The sequence below is a fragment of the Kitasatospora sp. NPDC058218 genome, assembly GCF_042882445.1.
In the GTDB taxonomy this organism is placed as follows: domain Bacteria; phylum Actinomycetota; class Actinomycetes; order Streptomycetales; family Streptomycetaceae; genus Kitasatospora.
In genome coordinates this window covers 35,149-49,926 of the sequence record NZ_JBHVWC010000076.1, presented here as the reverse complement: position 1 = coordinate 49,926, position 14,778 = coordinate 35,149, and the positions used below count along the sequence as shown (strand labels likewise).

Annotated in this window: 13 protein-coding genes; 10 read left to right on the top strand and 3 right to left on the bottom strand. The window is 72.2% G+C overall.

The window, feature by feature from the left end; translation table 11 throughout:
• Positions 1 to 280: 280 nt before the first annotated feature.
• Both ACFVYI_RS36215 and ACFVYI_RS36210 read left to right on the top strand, forming a co-directional pair.
• A complete protein-coding gene (locus tag ACFVYI_RS36215) occupies positions 281 to 925 on the top strand; it encodes a hypothetical protein (protein ID WP_387893502.1) in 645 nt (214 codons plus the stop codon).
• A gap of 299 nt (positions 926 to 1,224) precedes the next feature.
• Positions 1,225 to 3,033, top strand: a complete 1,809-nt coding sequence (locus tag ACFVYI_RS36210) for a glycosyl hydrolase family 18 protein (RefSeq protein WP_387893500.1) — start codon at positions 1,225 to 1,227, stop codon at positions 3,031 to 3,033.
• Between the two features lie 208 nt (positions 3,034 to 3,241).
• Here ACFVYI_RS36210 and ACFVYI_RS36205 read toward each other — a convergent pair whose 3' ends face one another.
• Positions 3,242 to 3,802 (bottom strand): MarR family transcriptional regulator, encoded by a 561-nt coding sequence (locus ACFVYI_RS36205; RefSeq protein WP_360628675.1) that lies wholly within the window; start codon positions 3,800 to 3,802, stop codon positions 3,242 to 3,244.
• A gap of 158 nt (positions 3,803 to 3,960) precedes the next feature.
• Between ACFVYI_RS36205 and ACFVYI_RS36200 the strand changes: the two genes are divergently transcribed.
• The 4 genes from ACFVYI_RS36200 to ACFVYI_RS36185 all read left to right on the top strand — a co-directional run bounded on the left by ACFVYI_RS36200 (position 3,961) and on the right by ACFVYI_RS36185 (position 8,611).
• Entirely contained in the window at positions 3,961 to 5,256 is a 1,296-nt protein-coding gene (locus tag ACFVYI_RS36200) for an MFS transporter (protein WP_387893498.1), read from the top strand.
• Between the two features lie 150 nt (positions 5,257 to 5,406).
• On the top strand, positions 5,407 to 7,032 hold the full coding sequence (locus ACFVYI_RS36195; protein ID WP_387893496.1) for a dolichyl-phosphate-mannose--protein mannosyltransferase: 1,626 nt from the start codon (positions 5,407 to 5,409) through the stop codon (positions 7,030 to 7,032).
• 3 nt (positions 7,033 to 7,035) lie between these two features.
• Complete coding sequence (locus tag ACFVYI_RS36190) at positions 7,036 to 7,815, top strand: ABC transporter permease (RefSeq protein WP_387893494.1); 780 nt, start codon at positions 7,036 to 7,038, stop codon at positions 7,813 to 7,815.
• A 208-nt stretch (positions 7,816 to 8,023) separates the two neighbouring features.
• On the top strand, positions 8,024 to 8,611 hold the full coding sequence (locus tag ACFVYI_RS36185) for a TMEM165/GDT1 family protein (protein ID WP_387893493.1): 588 nt from the start codon (positions 8,024 to 8,026) through the stop codon (positions 8,609 to 8,611).
• A gap of 90 nt (positions 8,612 to 8,701) precedes the next feature.
• Here ACFVYI_RS36185 and ACFVYI_RS36180 read toward each other — a convergent pair whose 3' ends face one another.
• Positions 8,702 to 9,772: a hypothetical protein gene (locus tag ACFVYI_RS36180; protein WP_387893491.1), complete on the bottom strand. Its 1,071-nt coding sequence runs from the start codon at positions 9,770 to 9,772 to the stop codon at positions 8,702 to 8,704.
• Positions 9,773 to 10,093: 321 nt separating this feature from the next.
• On the opposite strand from ACFVYI_RS36180, the gene ACFVYI_RS36175 reads away from it, so the two are divergent.
• Positions 10,094 to 12,169, top strand: a complete 2,076-nt coding sequence (locus ACFVYI_RS36175; RefSeq protein ID WP_387893489.1) for a DHA2 family efflux MFS transporter permease subunit — start codon at positions 10,094 to 10,096, stop codon at positions 12,167 to 12,169.
• A gap of 38 nt (positions 12,170 to 12,207) precedes the next feature.
• On the opposite strand, the gene ACFVYI_RS36170 is transcribed toward ACFVYI_RS36175, so the two are convergent.
• The gene (locus ACFVYI_RS36170) at positions 12,208 to 12,711 is read right to left on the bottom strand and encodes a MarR family winged helix-turn-helix transcriptional regulator (protein ID WP_387893487.1); all 504 of its coding nucleotides are present in this window, start codon (positions 12,709 to 12,711) and stop codon (positions 12,208 to 12,210) included.
• A 61-nt stretch (positions 12,712 to 12,772) separates the two neighbouring features.
• Here ACFVYI_RS36170 and ACFVYI_RS36165 point away from each other — a divergent pair, with 61 nt between their 5' ends.
• The 3 genes from ACFVYI_RS36165 to ACFVYI_RS36155 all read left to right on the top strand — a co-directional run bounded on the left by ACFVYI_RS36165 (position 12,773) and on the right by ACFVYI_RS36155 (position 14,767).
• On the top strand, positions 12,773 to 13,183 hold the full coding sequence (locus tag ACFVYI_RS36165; protein WP_387893485.1) for a cupin domain-containing protein: 411 nt from the start codon (positions 12,773 to 12,775) through the stop codon (positions 13,181 to 13,183).
• A 94-nt stretch (positions 13,184 to 13,277) separates the two neighbouring features.
• Positions 13,278 to 13,610, top strand: coding sequence for an antibiotic biosynthesis monooxygenase family protein (locus ACFVYI_RS36160; protein ID WP_387893483.1), 333 nt, complete (start codon positions 13,278 to 13,280; stop codon positions 13,608 to 13,610).
• 260 nt (positions 13,611 to 13,870) lie between these two features.
• Positions 13,871 to 14,767: a helix-turn-helix domain-containing protein gene (locus ACFVYI_RS36155; RefSeq protein ID WP_387893482.1), complete on the top strand. Its 897-nt coding sequence runs from the start codon at positions 13,871 to 13,873 to the stop codon at positions 14,765 to 14,767.
• The last annotated feature ends 11 nt before the right edge of the window (positions 14,768 to 14,778 follow it).

Sequence of the window (14,778 nt, the reverse complement as noted above, 5' to 3'; positions counted from 1 at the left end):
TCCCTGGTCTGGGCCGCGCTGGCGGTACTGACCTGGGACGCGCTGCGCCGGGTGCGGGCCGACCGGGTGGCGGGGGGGGGGGCCCCGGGCCCGCCCCGCGCCCGCCCCCCCCCCCCGCCCGCGCGAGCGGCCCGCGCGGGCCCTCACCCGGATGCATCAGCCCTGTTGGCGGGCCCGGCCACGGCCTCGGAGGGTGGGCGTGAGGTGTGCCGGGCAGCCCGGCGCCGAGCCGGAGCGCAGAGCCGCCGAAGCGCGCGGACACCGAAGTGAAGGGACGCCGATGCGCAGAAACGAGGACACCATGGACCGCCAGCCGCCGACCGGGGCGAACCGCCCCACCCGTACCACCGCCCAGGACGTCACCGCTCCGGTGGTCCGCCGCCCGCGCCGGGCCGTGGCCGGTGCGCTGGCCGCGGCCGTCCTGGGCGCGACGGCCCTGGCCGGCTGCTCCTCCGACAGCACGGCGGGCAAGGCCGTCTCCTCGGCGGCCGGCGCGGTGGAGTCGGGGGTGTCGGCCGCGGCCTCCGCCGCCGCCTCGGCGGTGGCCTCCGCCGCGAGCGGGCTCTCCTCGGCCGCTTCCTCGGCCGTGGCCTCGGTGGCCTCCTCGGCGGAGGCGGCGGCCTCCTCGGCGGTCGCGAACGTCAAGGGCGGGCTGGACGCCAAGGGGGACGTCACCGCGGGCGCGGTGACGATCGCCTCGGACGGCAAGGCCGAGGCGACGCTCACCGTCAGCAACCACGAGCAGCAGGCCAACCGGTACGTGATCCAGGTCAACTTCACCGACGACTCCGGCAACGTGCTGGACGCGACGGCGGTGACCGTTCCGGACGTGGGCGCCGGGCAGAGTGCGCAGGCCACGGCACGCAGCAACCGCGACCTCTCCGGCACGGTCAAGGTCGTGGTGGCCAATGCCGTCAGGTACTGATCCGCAGGTCAGCGCGGTCGGCGCGGCGGGGGCGCAACCTTAAGGGCGACTCAAGCCTCAACATCACCCCTTGACGGGGGAGTTGGTCTAGTCCATTTTAATCCACAGGTGCAGGGAGCCCCTGAACCGGCGTCAGCGGTCTGTGGCCGCGGGCGCCGGTTCGGCATATCCCGGTGTCCGTCAAGGCATGTTCCCGCTCGATTCCCTTCCCCCGTTCTGTCATGCCCTGGTCGCACGGCCCCACCCCGTGCGAGCCCGCCAGGCGCGGCGGATCCCCCACAACCAGGAGTCACGCACCCATGCTCCGTTCACGTATCGAAAGGGCCGGGACCCCGGCTCAGGAGGGCGGCCGCCGCCGGCGCCCGAAGAGCCTGGCCGCCCTCGCGGTCGGCACGACCGCCTCCCTGCTGCTCGGCGCGGGCCTCGCCCTCACCGGCGGCGCCTCGGCCAGCGCGGCCGTCACCAACTCCACCGGCGCGCCCGCCACCAGCGGTGGCATCAAGGTCGCCTACTTCGACCAGTGGTCGATCTACGCGAACGCGTACTACCCGAAGACGATCCAGGACACCGGCGTCGCCGGGAAGCTGGACTACCTGATCTACTCGTTCGCCAACATCCACCCCACCAACCTCAACTGTTTCGAGGCCACCAAGGCCGCGAGCCAGGACGACAACAACCCGAACGCGGGTGACGGTGCGGGTGACGCGTTCGCCGACTACCAGAAGAGCTTCGGTCCGGACATCTCGGTCGACGGCGTCGGCGACGCCTGGGGCCAGCCGATCGCGGGCAACTTCAACCAGCTGAAGAAGCTGAAGGCGAAGAACCCCAACCTCAAGATCCTGATCTCGCTGGGCGGTTGGACGTACTCCAAGTACTTCTCGGCGGCGGCCGCCACGGACGCCTCGCGCAAGAAGCTGGTCTCGTCCTGCATCGACATGTTCATCAAGGGCAACCTGCCGGTGGACGCCGGCTACGGCGGCCCGGGCTCGGCGGCCGGCATCTTCGACGGCGTCGACATCGACTGGGAGTACCCGGGCGGCGGTGGCCACACCGGCAACCTGGAGAGCCCGAACGACAAGCAGAACTTCACCCTGCTGCTGAAGGAGCTGCGCGAGCAGCTGGACGCCCAGGGCAAGGTCGACGGCAAGACCTACGCCACCGCGGCGGCCGTCGGCGCCGGCCAGGACAAGATCCGCAACGTGGAGACCGACAAGATCGGCCAGTACCTCACGTTCCTGGACATCATGACCTACGACATGCACGGTGCGTGGGACGCCAAGGGCCCGACCAACCACCAGGCCCCGATCTACTCCGGTCCGGACGACCCGATGACCCCGGCCAAGCCGGGCAACGGCAAGTACTCGGTCGACGCCGCGATCAAGGCGTACACCGCCGGTGACACCGACTACGGCATCCCGGGCGGCTTCCCCGCCAAGAAGATCAACGTGGGTGTCCCGTTCTACTACCGCGGCTGGACCGGAGTCCAGAACAACGGCAAGAACGGCCTCTTCCAGCCCGCCACGGGCCCGGCCGCCGGTGCGGCGATGTCCGGCAACGTCCCCGGCATCCAGATGTACAAGGAGCTCGCGGGCTTCGTCGACAACCCGGCCAGGACCTTCTGGGACGACACGGCGAAGACCACGTACTTCTACGACGGCTCCACCTTCTGGAGCGGTGAGGACACCCGGTCGATCCAGGCCAAGGTCGACTACGCCCACTGCAACGGCCTCGGCGGCTCCTTCGCCTTCTCGCTGTACGACCTGGGTACCAAGACCGCGCTGTTCGACAAGATGGTCGAGGCCACCAACGGCTCCGCCGCCGCCTGCCCGGCCGCGCCGAGCCCCACCCCGACCCCGACCCCGACGGTGACCCCCACGCCGACCCCGACCGCGACGGCCACCGCCACCGCGACCCCGACGGCGACCGCCACCCCGACCGCTCCGGCCGGCTGCTCCGCCGCCCCGAGCTGGGACGCGGCCACCACCTACGCCACCTCGACCAAGGTCTCCTGGAAGGGCCACTACTACACCAACAAGTGGTGGACCAAGGGCGAGGACCCCGCCACCACCGGTCAGTGGGGCGTCTGGACCGACAACGGCCCCTGCTGAGGCCGTACCGGTCGACCGCCCGGGCACCGCGACACGCGAGTGCCCGAGCACCTGAACACCCGAGCACCTGAACACCCGAGTACCTGAACACCCGAGTACCTGAGGGCCTGACGGACCCTCGCGCCAGACGAGTCCGGCCCGCCGGGGGACGATCCCCCTGCGGGCCGGACTTTCCACGTTCCCACGCTGCCCGCGCCGGACCGGCCGCTCAGGCCAGGTCGTCGGTGCGCCCGAGCGCGTCGGGCTGGCTCTCCTCGATCCGGCGCAGCATGCGGGCCAGCATCCCGGAGAGGACGGTGCGGTCCTCGCCGACGACGTCCTGGAGCAGCTCCTCCTCGAAGACGGCGGCCATCCGCATCGACTCCAGCCACTTGTCGCGGCCGTTCTCGGTCAGCTCGATGATCACCCGGACCCGGTTGGTCTCGTCCCGCTCCCGGGTGACGAGGTCCTCGGCGACCATCCGGTCGATCCGGTGGGTCATCGCGGCGGGGGTGAGCCCGAGCCGCTTGGCCAGCTCGCCCGGCCCGAGCCGGTACGGGCTGCCGGCGACCACCAGGGCCTTGAGCACCTCCCACTCGGCGGAGGTGATTCCGAGCACAGTCAGCTGCCGGCTGTAGGCGACACCCATCCGCCGGGCGACCCGGGACAGGGTCTGCACGATGGTCTCCACCTGCGGGTCCACGGTGGGGAATTCCCGCTGGTAGACGGCCACCTGCTCGGCGATGCCCAGCTCGTCGGGGGCGGCCGTCGCGGGCTTGTCTGCTGTCATGCGGACCAGTGTCGCACGTGGGGTGCACACCTTAAGCCTTTGACTCCACACTCTTCCGGTGCTAAGACTTTATCTCGGCAGACTTTAGCTCTTAAATCTTCTGGGCTTAAGAGTATCCATCGAAACCCAGTGAAGGGGTGTGCACGGTGACCGGCACGGTGAAGCAGCAGAGGCAGCAGCGTCATGGGGCGGGCGGCCCGCTGCGCCGCGTCCAGATCGGCAACGCGCTCAGTGCGTTCGGCAGCGGGTTCACGATGCCGTACATGTTCGTGTACGTGGACCAGGTGCGGGGCCTGGGCTCGCTGGCCGCCGGGATGGTGTTCACCGTCTTCGCGCTGGCCGCGCTCGCCGTGCTCCCCTTCACCGGACGCGGCATCGACCGGTACGGCCCGCGCCCGGTGCTGCTCGCCGGCGCCGCGCTCGCCGCCACCGGCGCGTTCGCCTTCGGCCACGCCACCGGCACTCCGGCCCTGCTGGTCTCGTCCTTCCTGTTCGGCGCGGGTGTCACCACCTGCCAGCCGGCGCTCGCCACGATGATCGTCCGCTGCTCGACCGCCGCGACCAGGTCGCACGCCTTCGCGCTGCAGTTCACCCTGATCAACCTGGGCATGGGCATCGGCGCGCTGGTCGGCGGCCAGATCGTCGACGTCGCCGACCCGGCCAGCCTGACCCGGCTGTTCACCATCGAGGCCGTCACCTTCCTCGGCCTGGCCCTGGTCACCGGCAGTGCCCGGATCCCGAACGCCGCCCCGGTCCTGCTCCAGGGGGCGGCGCAGGGCCCCCAGGGCCTGCGTGCGCTGGTCGCCGACAAGGCGATGCTGCGGCTCTGCGTGCTCGCCGGGCTGATCTTCTTCACCTGCTACGGCCAGTTCGAGTCCGGCGTCGCGGCCTTCGCCACCGACACCGTCGGCACCGCGCCCTCCACCCTGGGCATCGCCATCGGCGCCAACGCGCTGACCATCGTGGTGCTGCAGATGTTCATGGTGCGGATCACCGCCCGCCGCCGGCGCACCACCGCGATGGCCGCGGCCGGCGTGGTCTGGCTGGGTGCCTGGGCGATGGCCCTGGTGGCCGGTCTGATCCGGACCGAGACCATGGCCGCCACGGTCGCGATCGTCTCGATCTACGCCCTGTTCGGGGTCGGCGAGTCGCTGCTCGCCCCCACCCTGGGGCCGATCGTCGCCGATCTCGCCCCGGCCCGGCTGCTCGGCACCTACAACTCCGGGTACGCCCTGGTGAAGCAGGTCGCGATCGCGGTCGGCCCGGCCGTCGGCGTGCTGCTGGTCGGCTCCGGCACCTGGCCGCTCTACCTGGCGGCGATGGCCGGCTCCACCGTGCTGATCGTGGTCCTCGCGCTGCGGCTGCGGCCCCACCTCACGGCGGCCCAGGACAACGCCGCCCCGGCGGTCGTCCGCACGACCATCCCGGTCCGGGAGCTCCAGACCGCCGCGTGACGCCCGCCCTGACATGCGGCGACTGCGCCGTCCGGGTCACCTGGACGGCGCCCGTCGCGCTTGGATTCGCGACCACCGGCACATAGTGTCAGTGGCTGTTGACCGCGCGGCCCCGGCCGGCACAGGCGAGACAGGCGAATCGGCGAGGAAATGACGCAAGCGGCGCTCATGCACCCACCCGCACCAGCGGCCCCCGCAGCCCCCGCACCGGCCCGTCGGGGGCTGCCGCGGTGGGTGGCCGAACGGGCCGGCTGGCTCGGGCCGATCGGCGTGGCGCTCTTCGCCGGACTGCTCAGGTTCTGGAACCTCGGCCACCCCAACGCCTTCGTCTTCGACGAGACGTACTACCCCAAGGACGCCTGGTCGCTGCTCGAACAGGGCTACGAGGGCACCTGGCCGGACAGCGCCAACGCCGACATCCTGGGCGTGCCGCAGCACATCCCGCTCACCGCCTCGCCCGAGTTCATCGCCCACCCGCCGCTCGGCAAGTGGGTCATCTCGCTCGGTGAGTGGGGCTTCGGCCTGCACCCCTTCGGCTGGCGGTTCATGACCGCCCTGCTCGGCACCGTCACCGTGCTGATGCTGGCCCGGATCGGCCGCCGGCTCTTCGGCTCCACCCTGATCGGCTGCACCGCCGCCCTGCTGATGTCCGTCGACGGCCTCCAACTGGTGATGAGCCGGGTCGGCCTGCTGGACGGCGTCCAGATGTTCTTCGTCCTCGCCGCCTTCGGCAGCCTGCTGATCGACCGCGACCACGCCCGCGCCCGGCTGGCGGCCGCCCGCGACGGAGGGGAGCCGGACGGCGACCGGATCCGCCTCGGCCCGCGCCCCTGGCGGATCGCCGCCGGTGTCGCCCTCGGCGCCGCCTGCGCGGTCAAGTGGAACGGCGCCCCGGTGCTCGCCGCCTTCGGCCTGCTCACCGTGCTCTGGGACCAGTCCGGACGCCGCTGGGCCGGCGCCCGCCGCCCCTGGCGCTCGATGCTGCGCCGGGACGCGCTGCCCGCCCTGCTCGCCATGGTCGGCTCGGCCCTGGTGGTGTACGTCGGCTCCTGGGCCGGCTGGCTCGCCGCCGGCGGCCGCAGCGGCGGCGGGTACGACCGGCACTGGGCCGACGGCCGGGCCGGGCTCTCCGCCGACAGCTTCCTCGGTGTCCCGCTGCCGCAGGTCCCGATGAGCTGGGTACCGGCCCCGCTGCGCAGCCTCTGGCACTACCACGCGCAGATGTACGACTTCAATACCGGTCTGAGCACCCCGCACACCTACCAGTCGAACCCGTTCAGCTGGCTCGTCCAGGGCCGCCCGGTCTCCATGTACTGGGAGCAGGTGCCGAACGGGCAGCAGGGCTGCACGGCCTCCGGCGGCTGCGCCGCGCAGATCCTCGGCCTCGGCACCCCGCTGCTCTGGTGGACGGCCTGCTTCGCCCTGGTCTACCTGCTCTGGCGCTGGTTCTTCCGCCGGGACTGGCGCTCGGGCGCGGTGCTGTGCGGCGTCGCCGGCGTCTACCTGCCCTGGTTCCAGTACCAGGAGCGGACGGTCTTCTCCTTCTACATGGTGGTGCTGGTCCCCTTCCTCTGCCTGGCCGTCGCGCAGATGCTCGGCGCGATGCTCGGGCCGCAGGGCTGCTCACCCGAACGGCGCCGGATCGGCGCGGCCGGGGCCGGGCTGATCGTGCTGGCGATCGTGGCCTGTTTCGCCTTCTTCTATCCGCTCTACACGGCGGAGGTGATCCCCATGACGTCCTGGCAGGACCGGATGTGGTTCACCAGCTGGATCTGAGGCGTGGCGCTCTCGGCGGCCGCGCAGAACCAGCTGCTGCCGGTCACCCCCACCCTGGGAGTGGTCACCGCCGTCCTGCTGGCCGCCGCCGTGGCGGTGGCCGGCTGGGGCCTGCTCGGGCAGGGGCACGCGGTGCTGCGGGCCGGGCTGCGCGCGGTGGTGCAGCTGGCCGCCGTCGCGCTGGTGATCACCTGGGTGGTCGGCTCGCTCTGGTGGTCGGCGCTGTTCGTCCTGCTGATGTTCACCGTCGCGGTGCGGACGGCCGGCCGGCGGATGACCGCCGGACCGCAGTGGATCCGGGCGGCCGTGCCGATCGGCGCCGCAGTGCTGCCGGTGCTCGCGCTGCTGCTGGCCGTCGGGCTGCTGCCGCCGAAGGGCCTCTCGATCATCCCGGTGGCGGGCATCCTGATCGGCGGCGCGCTCACCGCCACCTCGCTGGCCGGCCGGCGCGCCCTGGACGAGCTGCGCCAGCGGCACGGCGAGGTGGAGGCGGCGCTCGCGCTGGGCTTCGAGGAGCGCGACGCCCGGCTGGAGGTCTGCCGGACCGCCGCCGCGACCTCGCTCGTCCCGGCGCTCGACCAGACCCGGACGGTGGGCCTGGTCACACTGCCCGGCGCGTTCGTCGGCATGCTGCTCGGCGGCGCCTCCCCGGTGCAGGCGGGCGCGGTGCAGCTGTTCGTGCTGATCGGGCTGCTGGCGGTGGAGTCGGTGGCGGTCGTGGTGGTGCTGGAACTGGTCGCCCGGGGGCTGGTGGGCACCGCGGCGCCCGGAGCCATCGGGTAGGCTTGGCGCGTTGAAGGGGAGTAGCCCTCCACCGGACCGTCGACATACTGGCCCCCAGGGGCCCGGCGCCCGGGGCATCCGTAGCAGGGTGCCGGCGAGACCTTCGGCCGCAGTGCTGTGATGTTCTGACCAGCGCTGTCGGGCCGGAGCGTCCCCTCGCGGAGCTGCCGAGGCCCGGCAGCCCGACCCGAGGGATACCGAACCCCCGATGAGCCTGACCGTAGCCGCGATCACCTTCGGCATCGTCTTCCTGTCCGAACTGCCGGACAAGACCGCCCTGGCCAGCCTGATGCTCGGCGCCAAGTACCGGGCGAGCTATGTCTTCGCGGGCATCGCCGCCGCCTTCGCCCTCCAGGTCGGCATCGCCCTGGTCGCCGGGCACCTGCTCTCGCTGCTCCCGCACCGCTGGGTGGAGGGCGTCACCGGCGTGCTGTTCCTGGCCGGGGCCGCGATGCTGCTCTTCCACGGCGGCGGCGACGACGAGGACGGCCACGCCGCCAAGGAGCCCTCCGCGAACAGCTTCTGGAAGGTCGCCGGGGCCAGCTTCGTGGTCGTCGCGATCGCCGAGTTCGGCGACCTCACCCAGATCATGACCGCCAACCTGGCCGCCAAGTACGCCGACCCGCTCGCCGTCGGCATCGGCGCCTGGCTGGCCCTGTGCGCCGTCGCCGGGATCGCGATCCTCGGCGGGCAGAAGCTGCTGAAGCACGTCCCGATGAAGATGATCATCCGGGTGGCGGCCGGCATCATGGTGCTGATGGCCGGGTTCAGCATCTTCCAGGCGGTCACCGGCTGACGTCCGGTCATCGGCTGACGAGCGGCCGGCCGGGTGGTGCACGGTGGTGCACGATCGCCGGCCGGCGTGCGGTCGGCAGGTGGTGGGCCGTCAGCAGGTCCCCGGGTCGCTCTCCAGGGCGGCCCGGGTCTTGGGGCCGTAGAAGGCGCCGTTCGACCCGGTCTCGCCCTTGATCTTGAAGGTGCGCTGGTAGTCGCCGAGCACGGTCTGGGTCCACCAGTCGAAGGTGCTGGTGGCGATCGACTTGTCGACGAAGCCGCACGAGGTGGCGGCGAGCCGCAGCTGCATGTCCTTGACGTCGGGCCCCGTCATCCCGCGCTCCAGCACCCGCACGGTCGGGGTCGGCGTCGGTGTGGTCGCCGTCGGCGTCGGGGTGACCGGCGTCGGCGTCGGCGCGGGCGGCGTGGTGGCCGGCGCCGGGGGAGCGGGTGCGACCGGGGCGGTCGTCGCCGCGGTGGCGCTCGGGGTCGCCGCCTTGCTCGGGCTCGACCTGGCCGTCCTGCTCGGGGACGGGCTCGGCGCCGCGCTGGTGGACGGCGGCGCGCTCGGGCTCGGCTCCGCCGGGCCGGTCGGGTCGACCGGCGCGGGGGCCAGGGTCGTGGAGGGCGCGGGCTGCGCCCGGTCGTTCGGCTCGGCGGAGGGCGTCACCGCGTACGCCAGGCCGACGGTGAGCACCAGCAGCGCGGCGCCGCCCGCCACCAGCAGGCCCTTGCGCCGGGCCGGCCCGCCCCCCTCGGCCTGCTCGGCCGCGCGGCGGGCGGCCCGGCCACCGGCGGCGCCGGGCGCCGCCCCGTCGAACGGGAAGTAGCCGATCTCCGCGTCCTCGGCCGGGGCTTGTTCCACCGTCGGGCGGGGGCCCGGCGGGGGGACCGACATCACCGGGGGCAGCACGGTGGTCGCGTAGGCGTCCGCGTCCGGCCCGGCCGGCGGTATCCCGGGGCCCTGGGCGGGCGGCAGCACGGTGGTGGCGAACGGGTCCGCGGGAACGTCCACCGGCGGCATGTCCACGATCCGGCCGACGGCCTGCGGCACGTACGGGCGGACCAGCGGCGGGCCTTCGAGGTGCGGGAGGACGGCGGTCTCGGTCAGGCTCGGATCCGGGAGGCACCTGCACCCGGCGGAGCGTGCGGTGCCGCACGTCGGGCAGTGCTGGTCCGGCATCGGCCGGTCCTCCTCGGTCTCGGATCGTTTCCCGCCCGCCCTCGGACGTGTGTTCCCGGGGGCGAACGCGCCTGATTATGCAGGACGGTCCCAGGGGTGGACAGGGGGGTCCGGGCACCCGCGGGGGTGTTGTGACGGTTGGTGACGGTTGTGACCCGATGAACGGTCGGCGGGACGGTGGCGTCCCCCGAATGGCCGCCGTTCTTACGTTCGGCTCAACTGAACGGCGCAAACCAGGGCATTTCTGACAGCATGGTGAGCTGGGAGTGATCATCCGCACGGACCCCGCCGACCGGGGCCCGCGACCCCTACGGAGACCCGATGACGGATCCGATCGCCGCGTCCGACCGCAGCCCGGCGAGCGAGCCCGGCCCGCCGGAGGTCACCGTCCCCAACCTCTGGGTGCCGATCGGCGCCCTGCTGCTGGCGATGCTGCTGGCCGCGCTCGACCAGACCATCGTCTCCACCGCCCTGCCCACCATCGTCAGCGACCTCGGCGGCCTGGAGCACCTCTCCTGGGTGGTCACCGCCTACCTGCTGGCCTCCACGGCCGCCACCCCGCTCTGGGGCAAACTCGGCGACATGTACGGCCGGAAGCGCTTCTTCCAGGCCTCGATCGTGATCTTCCTGGTGGGTTCGGTGCTCTGCGGCATCGCCCAGAACATGGGCGAGCTGATCGCCTTCCGGGCCCTCCAGGGCCTCGGCGGCGGCGGGTTGATGGTGCTCTCCCAGGCCATCGTCGGTGACCTGGTCTCACCCCGGGACCGCGGCAAGTACCAGGGCCTGTTCGGCGCGGTCTTCGGCGTCACCAGCGTGCTCGGACCGCTGCTCGGCGGCCTCTTCGTGGACAACCTCAGCTGGCGCTGGGTCTTCTACATCAACCTGCCGATCGGCGTGGTCGCCCTGGTGGTGATCGCCGCCGTGCTGCACGGGTCGGAGGTGAAGCGCCGGCACCGGATCGACTACCTGGGCACCGTGCTGATCGCCTCGGTGGCCACCTGCCTGGTGCTGATGACCTCGCTCGGCGGGACGACCTGGGGCTGGAGCTCCTGGCAGATCGTCGGACTGGGCGTGCTGGGCCTCGTCCTGCTGGTCGCCTTCGTGCAGGTCGAACGGACCGCGGTCGAACCGGTCCTGCCACTGCGGCTGTTCCGCTCCCGGACGTTCAGCCTGGTCGCCGTCATCTCCTTCGTGGTCGGCTTCGCGATGTTCGGCGCGCTCACCTACCTGCCGACGTTCCTCCAGGTGGTCATGGAGGTCTCGCCGACCATGTCCGGCATCCACATGCTGCCGATGGTCCTCGGGATGCTGCTCACCTCGATCGGCTCCGGCCAGATCGTCGCCCGCACCGGTCACTACCGCATCTTCCCGATCGCCGGGACGGCCGTCACCACGGTGGGCCTGCTGCTGCTCTCCACACTGGACGAGCACACCAGCACCTTCGAGATGAGCTGCTACTTCCTCGTCTTCGGCCTCGGCCTGGGCCTGGTGATGCAGGTGCTGGTGCTGATCGTGCAGAACTCCGTCGGCTACCAGGACCTGGGGGTGGCCACCGCCGGCGCCACCTTCTTCCGGTCCATCGGGGCGTCGTTCGGCGTCTCCATCTTCGGCACCGTCTTCGCCTCCGGGCTCAACAGCCGGCTGTCCGACGCCCTGGCGTCCGGGGTGCCGCTGCCACCCGGCTTCGACCCGGGGACGATCAGCTCCGACCCGCGCATGATCGCCGGGCTGCCGGCCGCCACGCAGGACGCGATCCACCACGCGTACTCCGAGTCGATCACCCGGGTCTTCCTGTACGCGGTGCCGGTGGTCGTGGTCGCCTTCGTGCTGTCGCTCTTCCTGCGCGAGCAGAAGCTGCGCTCGACGGTGACCGCACCCGACCTGAGCGAGTCGATCGGCCTCAACCCGGTGGAGCGGTCCTCGCTGGACGAGATCGCCCGCGCCCTGTCGGTGCTGACCACCCGGGAGGCCCGGCGCGACCTGTTCCGGAGGATCACCGCGGCGGCCGGGCTCGACCTCAAGCCGGCGTCCAGCTGGCTGCTGCTGCAGATGCACCACCACGGCTCGGCCGATCCCGCCGACCTGGCCGAGCGCCGGGTGGTGCCGGTCGCCGTCATCGAGGAAGCCGCCCGGGAGGTGGAGAGCCGGGGTCTGGCCTCGCGGACCGCCGGCCTCCCGCTGCGCCTCACCGAACCGGGGGAGGCCGCGGCGCTGCGGCTGGTGGCCGCCCGTCGCGAGCAGCTCTCCGAACTGCTCGGCGACTGGGACGAGAAGCAGTACGCCGACCTCGCCGAGCTGCTGACCAAGCTCTCCGCCGCCCTCTGCGCGGACGAGCGCGACCGGCCGGACCGGACCGGACCGGGGCACGAGCAGTACGGGGAACGGCGGCCGGTCTAGCCCTCCTCGCCGGTGCGCCCGTTGGTGCCCGCGCTCCCTCAGGGGGTGCCGAACCAACGCGGGGTGTCGAGCCGGAACGGGTCGCCGGGGGCCAGCGCGCGCAGGTCCGCCTCCAGGGCGCGCAGTCGCTCCTCGCCGAGGGTGTCGGACCACTGGGCGCGCAGCTCGTCGAAGATCCGGGCGGACCGGACCAGGCAGTCGACGCCGCGCGCGGTGAGCCGGACCACCTTGCGGCGGGCGTCTGCGGGGTCGCTGCCGCGTTCGACGTAGCCGAGCTGTTCGAGCTGTTCGACGGTCTTGCCCGCGGCCTGCTTGGAGACGCCGAGGCGGCGGCCGAGCTCGACGGCGGTGGTGCCGTCCGGGCCGATCGCCTGGAAGACGAAGCCGTGCATCGGTCGCAGGTCGGGGTGGCCCTCGCGGGCGATCCGCTCGTGCAGCTCGTCGATGATCAGCCGGAAGGCGAGCAGCAGGCGCAGGGGCAGCTCGTAGCCGGGGGGAGCGGAGTCGCTCGGAGAGCCGCTCGGAGGGGAGTCGCTTGACATGATAGACAACCTCATTGACCATATAGACAACGTCATTGACCATTCTAGGGGGCCGCCACACATGTCAGTCGTCCGCAGTACCGAAGCCCGCCGCACCGAGACGCCCAACGCCGCCATGACCACCCTCGCCTCGCCCACCCAGGGCGGCACCGGACTCGCGATGTGGCACGTCGACATGGTGCCGGGGCGCGAGGGCCCGCTGCACGCCATGAGCACCGAGCAGATCTGGACCTTCCTGACCGGTGACGCCACCGTCGACCTCGCCGGCGAGGTGCTCACCGTGGGGGCGGGCGACACCCTCGTCCTGCCGGCGGACGCGGCCCGCCAGGTGCGCACCGACTCCGGATTCACCGCCGTGGTGGCCTCGCCCACCCCGTCGGTGGCCTACAACCCGGACGCCGTCACCCCGGAGGGCGCCTGCGGACTGGCGCCGAGGGACGCCGACCGCGTCGTTCCGCCGTGGATCGCCTGACCTCGGGCGGATGCGGGGTGTCAGGTGTAGCAGACTGCTCGCAACGAACAGGGCCGGGGCCCTCGGCGGGCCCCGGCGGACGAGGAGGTGCGGCGTGGCCGTCGTGAAGATCAATGTGCTGACGGTTCCGGCCGAGCAGCGGGCGGAGCTGGAGAAGCGGTTCGCCTCGCGGGCCGGGTCCGTGGAGAACTCGGACGGCTTCGAGTGGTTCGAGCTGCTGCGCCCGGTCGAGGGGACCGACCAGTACCTCGTCTACACGCGGTGGGCCAACGAGGACGCGTTCAAGGCCTGGATGGAGGGCCCGATGCAGGCAGCCCACCGTCAGGGACCGCCGGCCGCCGAGGGCGAGGCGCCCAAGCGCCCGGCGGCGTCCGGCTCGACCCTGTGGTCCTTCGAGGTCGTGCAGTCGACGGGCCCGAAGGCCTGAGGGCTGCTCATTTCGGCGCGGCGCGCCCCGGATCCGTCCGGGGCGCGCCGCTTTGTGCTGCGCGCGCCTGTGCGCTCGCGCGCCCCCTGTTCGGGTGATCCTGGTGGGATTCGGGCTTGTCTGCCCATCGGCCGCACCTACGGTGATCCTGCGATCAACTGGGCGGCGTGACAGCCCTGTTGGCGGATGTCTCGAAACGAGATAATCCCCGGCGGTGCTGGAACACCCCGGGGTTTGGCACTGGGAGAGAAGAACTCCGAATGCAGATTCATCGTATCCCCAAGCATGGCCCCGGGTACACGATCCTGGACAACGGCCACGTCATCCGGAAGCACAAGCTGTCGTGGGCCGCCCGAGGCTTGCTGAGCTACCTGCTGAGTCTGCCCGACGGTGCGCGGGAAGACGTACGGACCTTGGCGGCGAAGAGCGTTGAGGGGCGCACGACCGTGGCTCGCGCGCTCCGCGAGCTGGAGGAAGCGGGTCACTACGTCCGCCGGACCAGCCGCGACCCGGTCACCGGCCAGGTCCGGACGACGGTTTCGGTCCATGAAGTCCCGTTGACGGCGAAGGCGGCTCACACGCTGCCGCCGCTTCCCGTATCCCCGGCCGCCGGTCGCCCTGGAGTCGGCGCGGCAGGCGCCGGGAAGGCGGGAAGCCCCTCCTTGAGGGTAAGGAGTGTGATGGGGAAGGAAGTTGAAGGACCTTCCGTCCATCCGCCCGGGGCTACGGCTGAGCAGGCTCGGGCGTCGGGCCCGGTGCGCATGACCGAAGGTATGGCGCTCCTGCTCGAACTGGGCCGCCGTGACCCGCGAATGGCGCTCGCCGGCAAGCCGTTGACGGACCAGGCCGCCCGCGTGGAGGGCCTGCTCACGGGCGGCTGGACGTGGGAGGCGCTGACGGGCGTCCTCGCTGCCCCGCTCCCGGAGAAGATCACCCGAAGCGTGGGCGCGATCCTCGCGGGCCGACTGTCGAACGTGCCGCCGTTTCCGCCCGCCCAGCGGCCGGCCGAAGCAGCGGCTCCTGCACCGACTCCGCGCGTCACGTACGACTGTGACGTCTGTCGGGCCCCGGGCAAGACGCGGCCCGGGGTGTGTCGGATGTGCCGGACGGCGGAGGGTGAAAGCGTCGAAGCGGTGTCCGAGGAATCGCAGCGCTGAAGGCCTGGCGA

Excerpts from the sequence above, each read along its gene's own strand:
- ACFVYI_RS36215 (WP_387893502.1), top strand. The coding sequence starts at position 281 with ATGCGCAGAAACGAGGACACCATGGACCGCCAGCCGCCGACCGGGGCG.
- ACFVYI_RS36210 (WP_387893500.1), top strand. The coding sequence starts at position 1,225 with ATGCTCCGTTCACGTATCGAAAGGGCCGGGACCCCGGCTCAGGAGGGC.
- ACFVYI_RS36205 (WP_360628675.1), bottom strand. The coding sequence starts at position 3,802 with ATGACAGCAGACAAGCCCGCGACGGCCGCCCCCGACGAGCTGGGCATC.
- ACFVYI_RS36195 (WP_387893496.1), top strand. The coding sequence starts at position 5,407 with ATGACGCAAGCGGCGCTCATGCACCCACCCGCACCAGCGGCCCCCGCA.
- ACFVYI_RS36185 (WP_387893493.1), top strand. The coding sequence starts at position 8,024 with ATGAGCCTGACCGTAGCCGCGATCACCTTCGGCATCGTCTTCCTGTCC.
- ACFVYI_RS36180 (WP_387893491.1), bottom strand. The coding sequence starts at position 9,772 with ATGCCGGACCAGCACTGCCCGACGTGCGGCACCGCACGCTCCGCCGGG.
- ACFVYI_RS36175 (WP_387893489.1), top strand. The coding sequence starts at position 10,094 with ATGACGGATCCGATCGCCGCGTCCGACCGCAGCCCGGCGAGCGAGCCC.
- ACFVYI_RS36170 (WP_387893487.1), bottom strand. The coding sequence starts at position 12,711 with ATGTCAAGCGACTCCCCTCCGAGCGGCTCTCCGAGCGACTCCGCTCCC.
- ACFVYI_RS36165 (WP_387893485.1), top strand. The coding sequence starts at position 12,773 with ATGTCAGTCGTCCGCAGTACCGAAGCCCGCCGCACCGAGACGCCCAAC.
- ACFVYI_RS36155 (WP_387893482.1), top strand. The coding sequence starts at position 13,871 with ATGCAGATTCATCGTATCCCCAAGCATGGCCCCGGGTACACGATCCTG.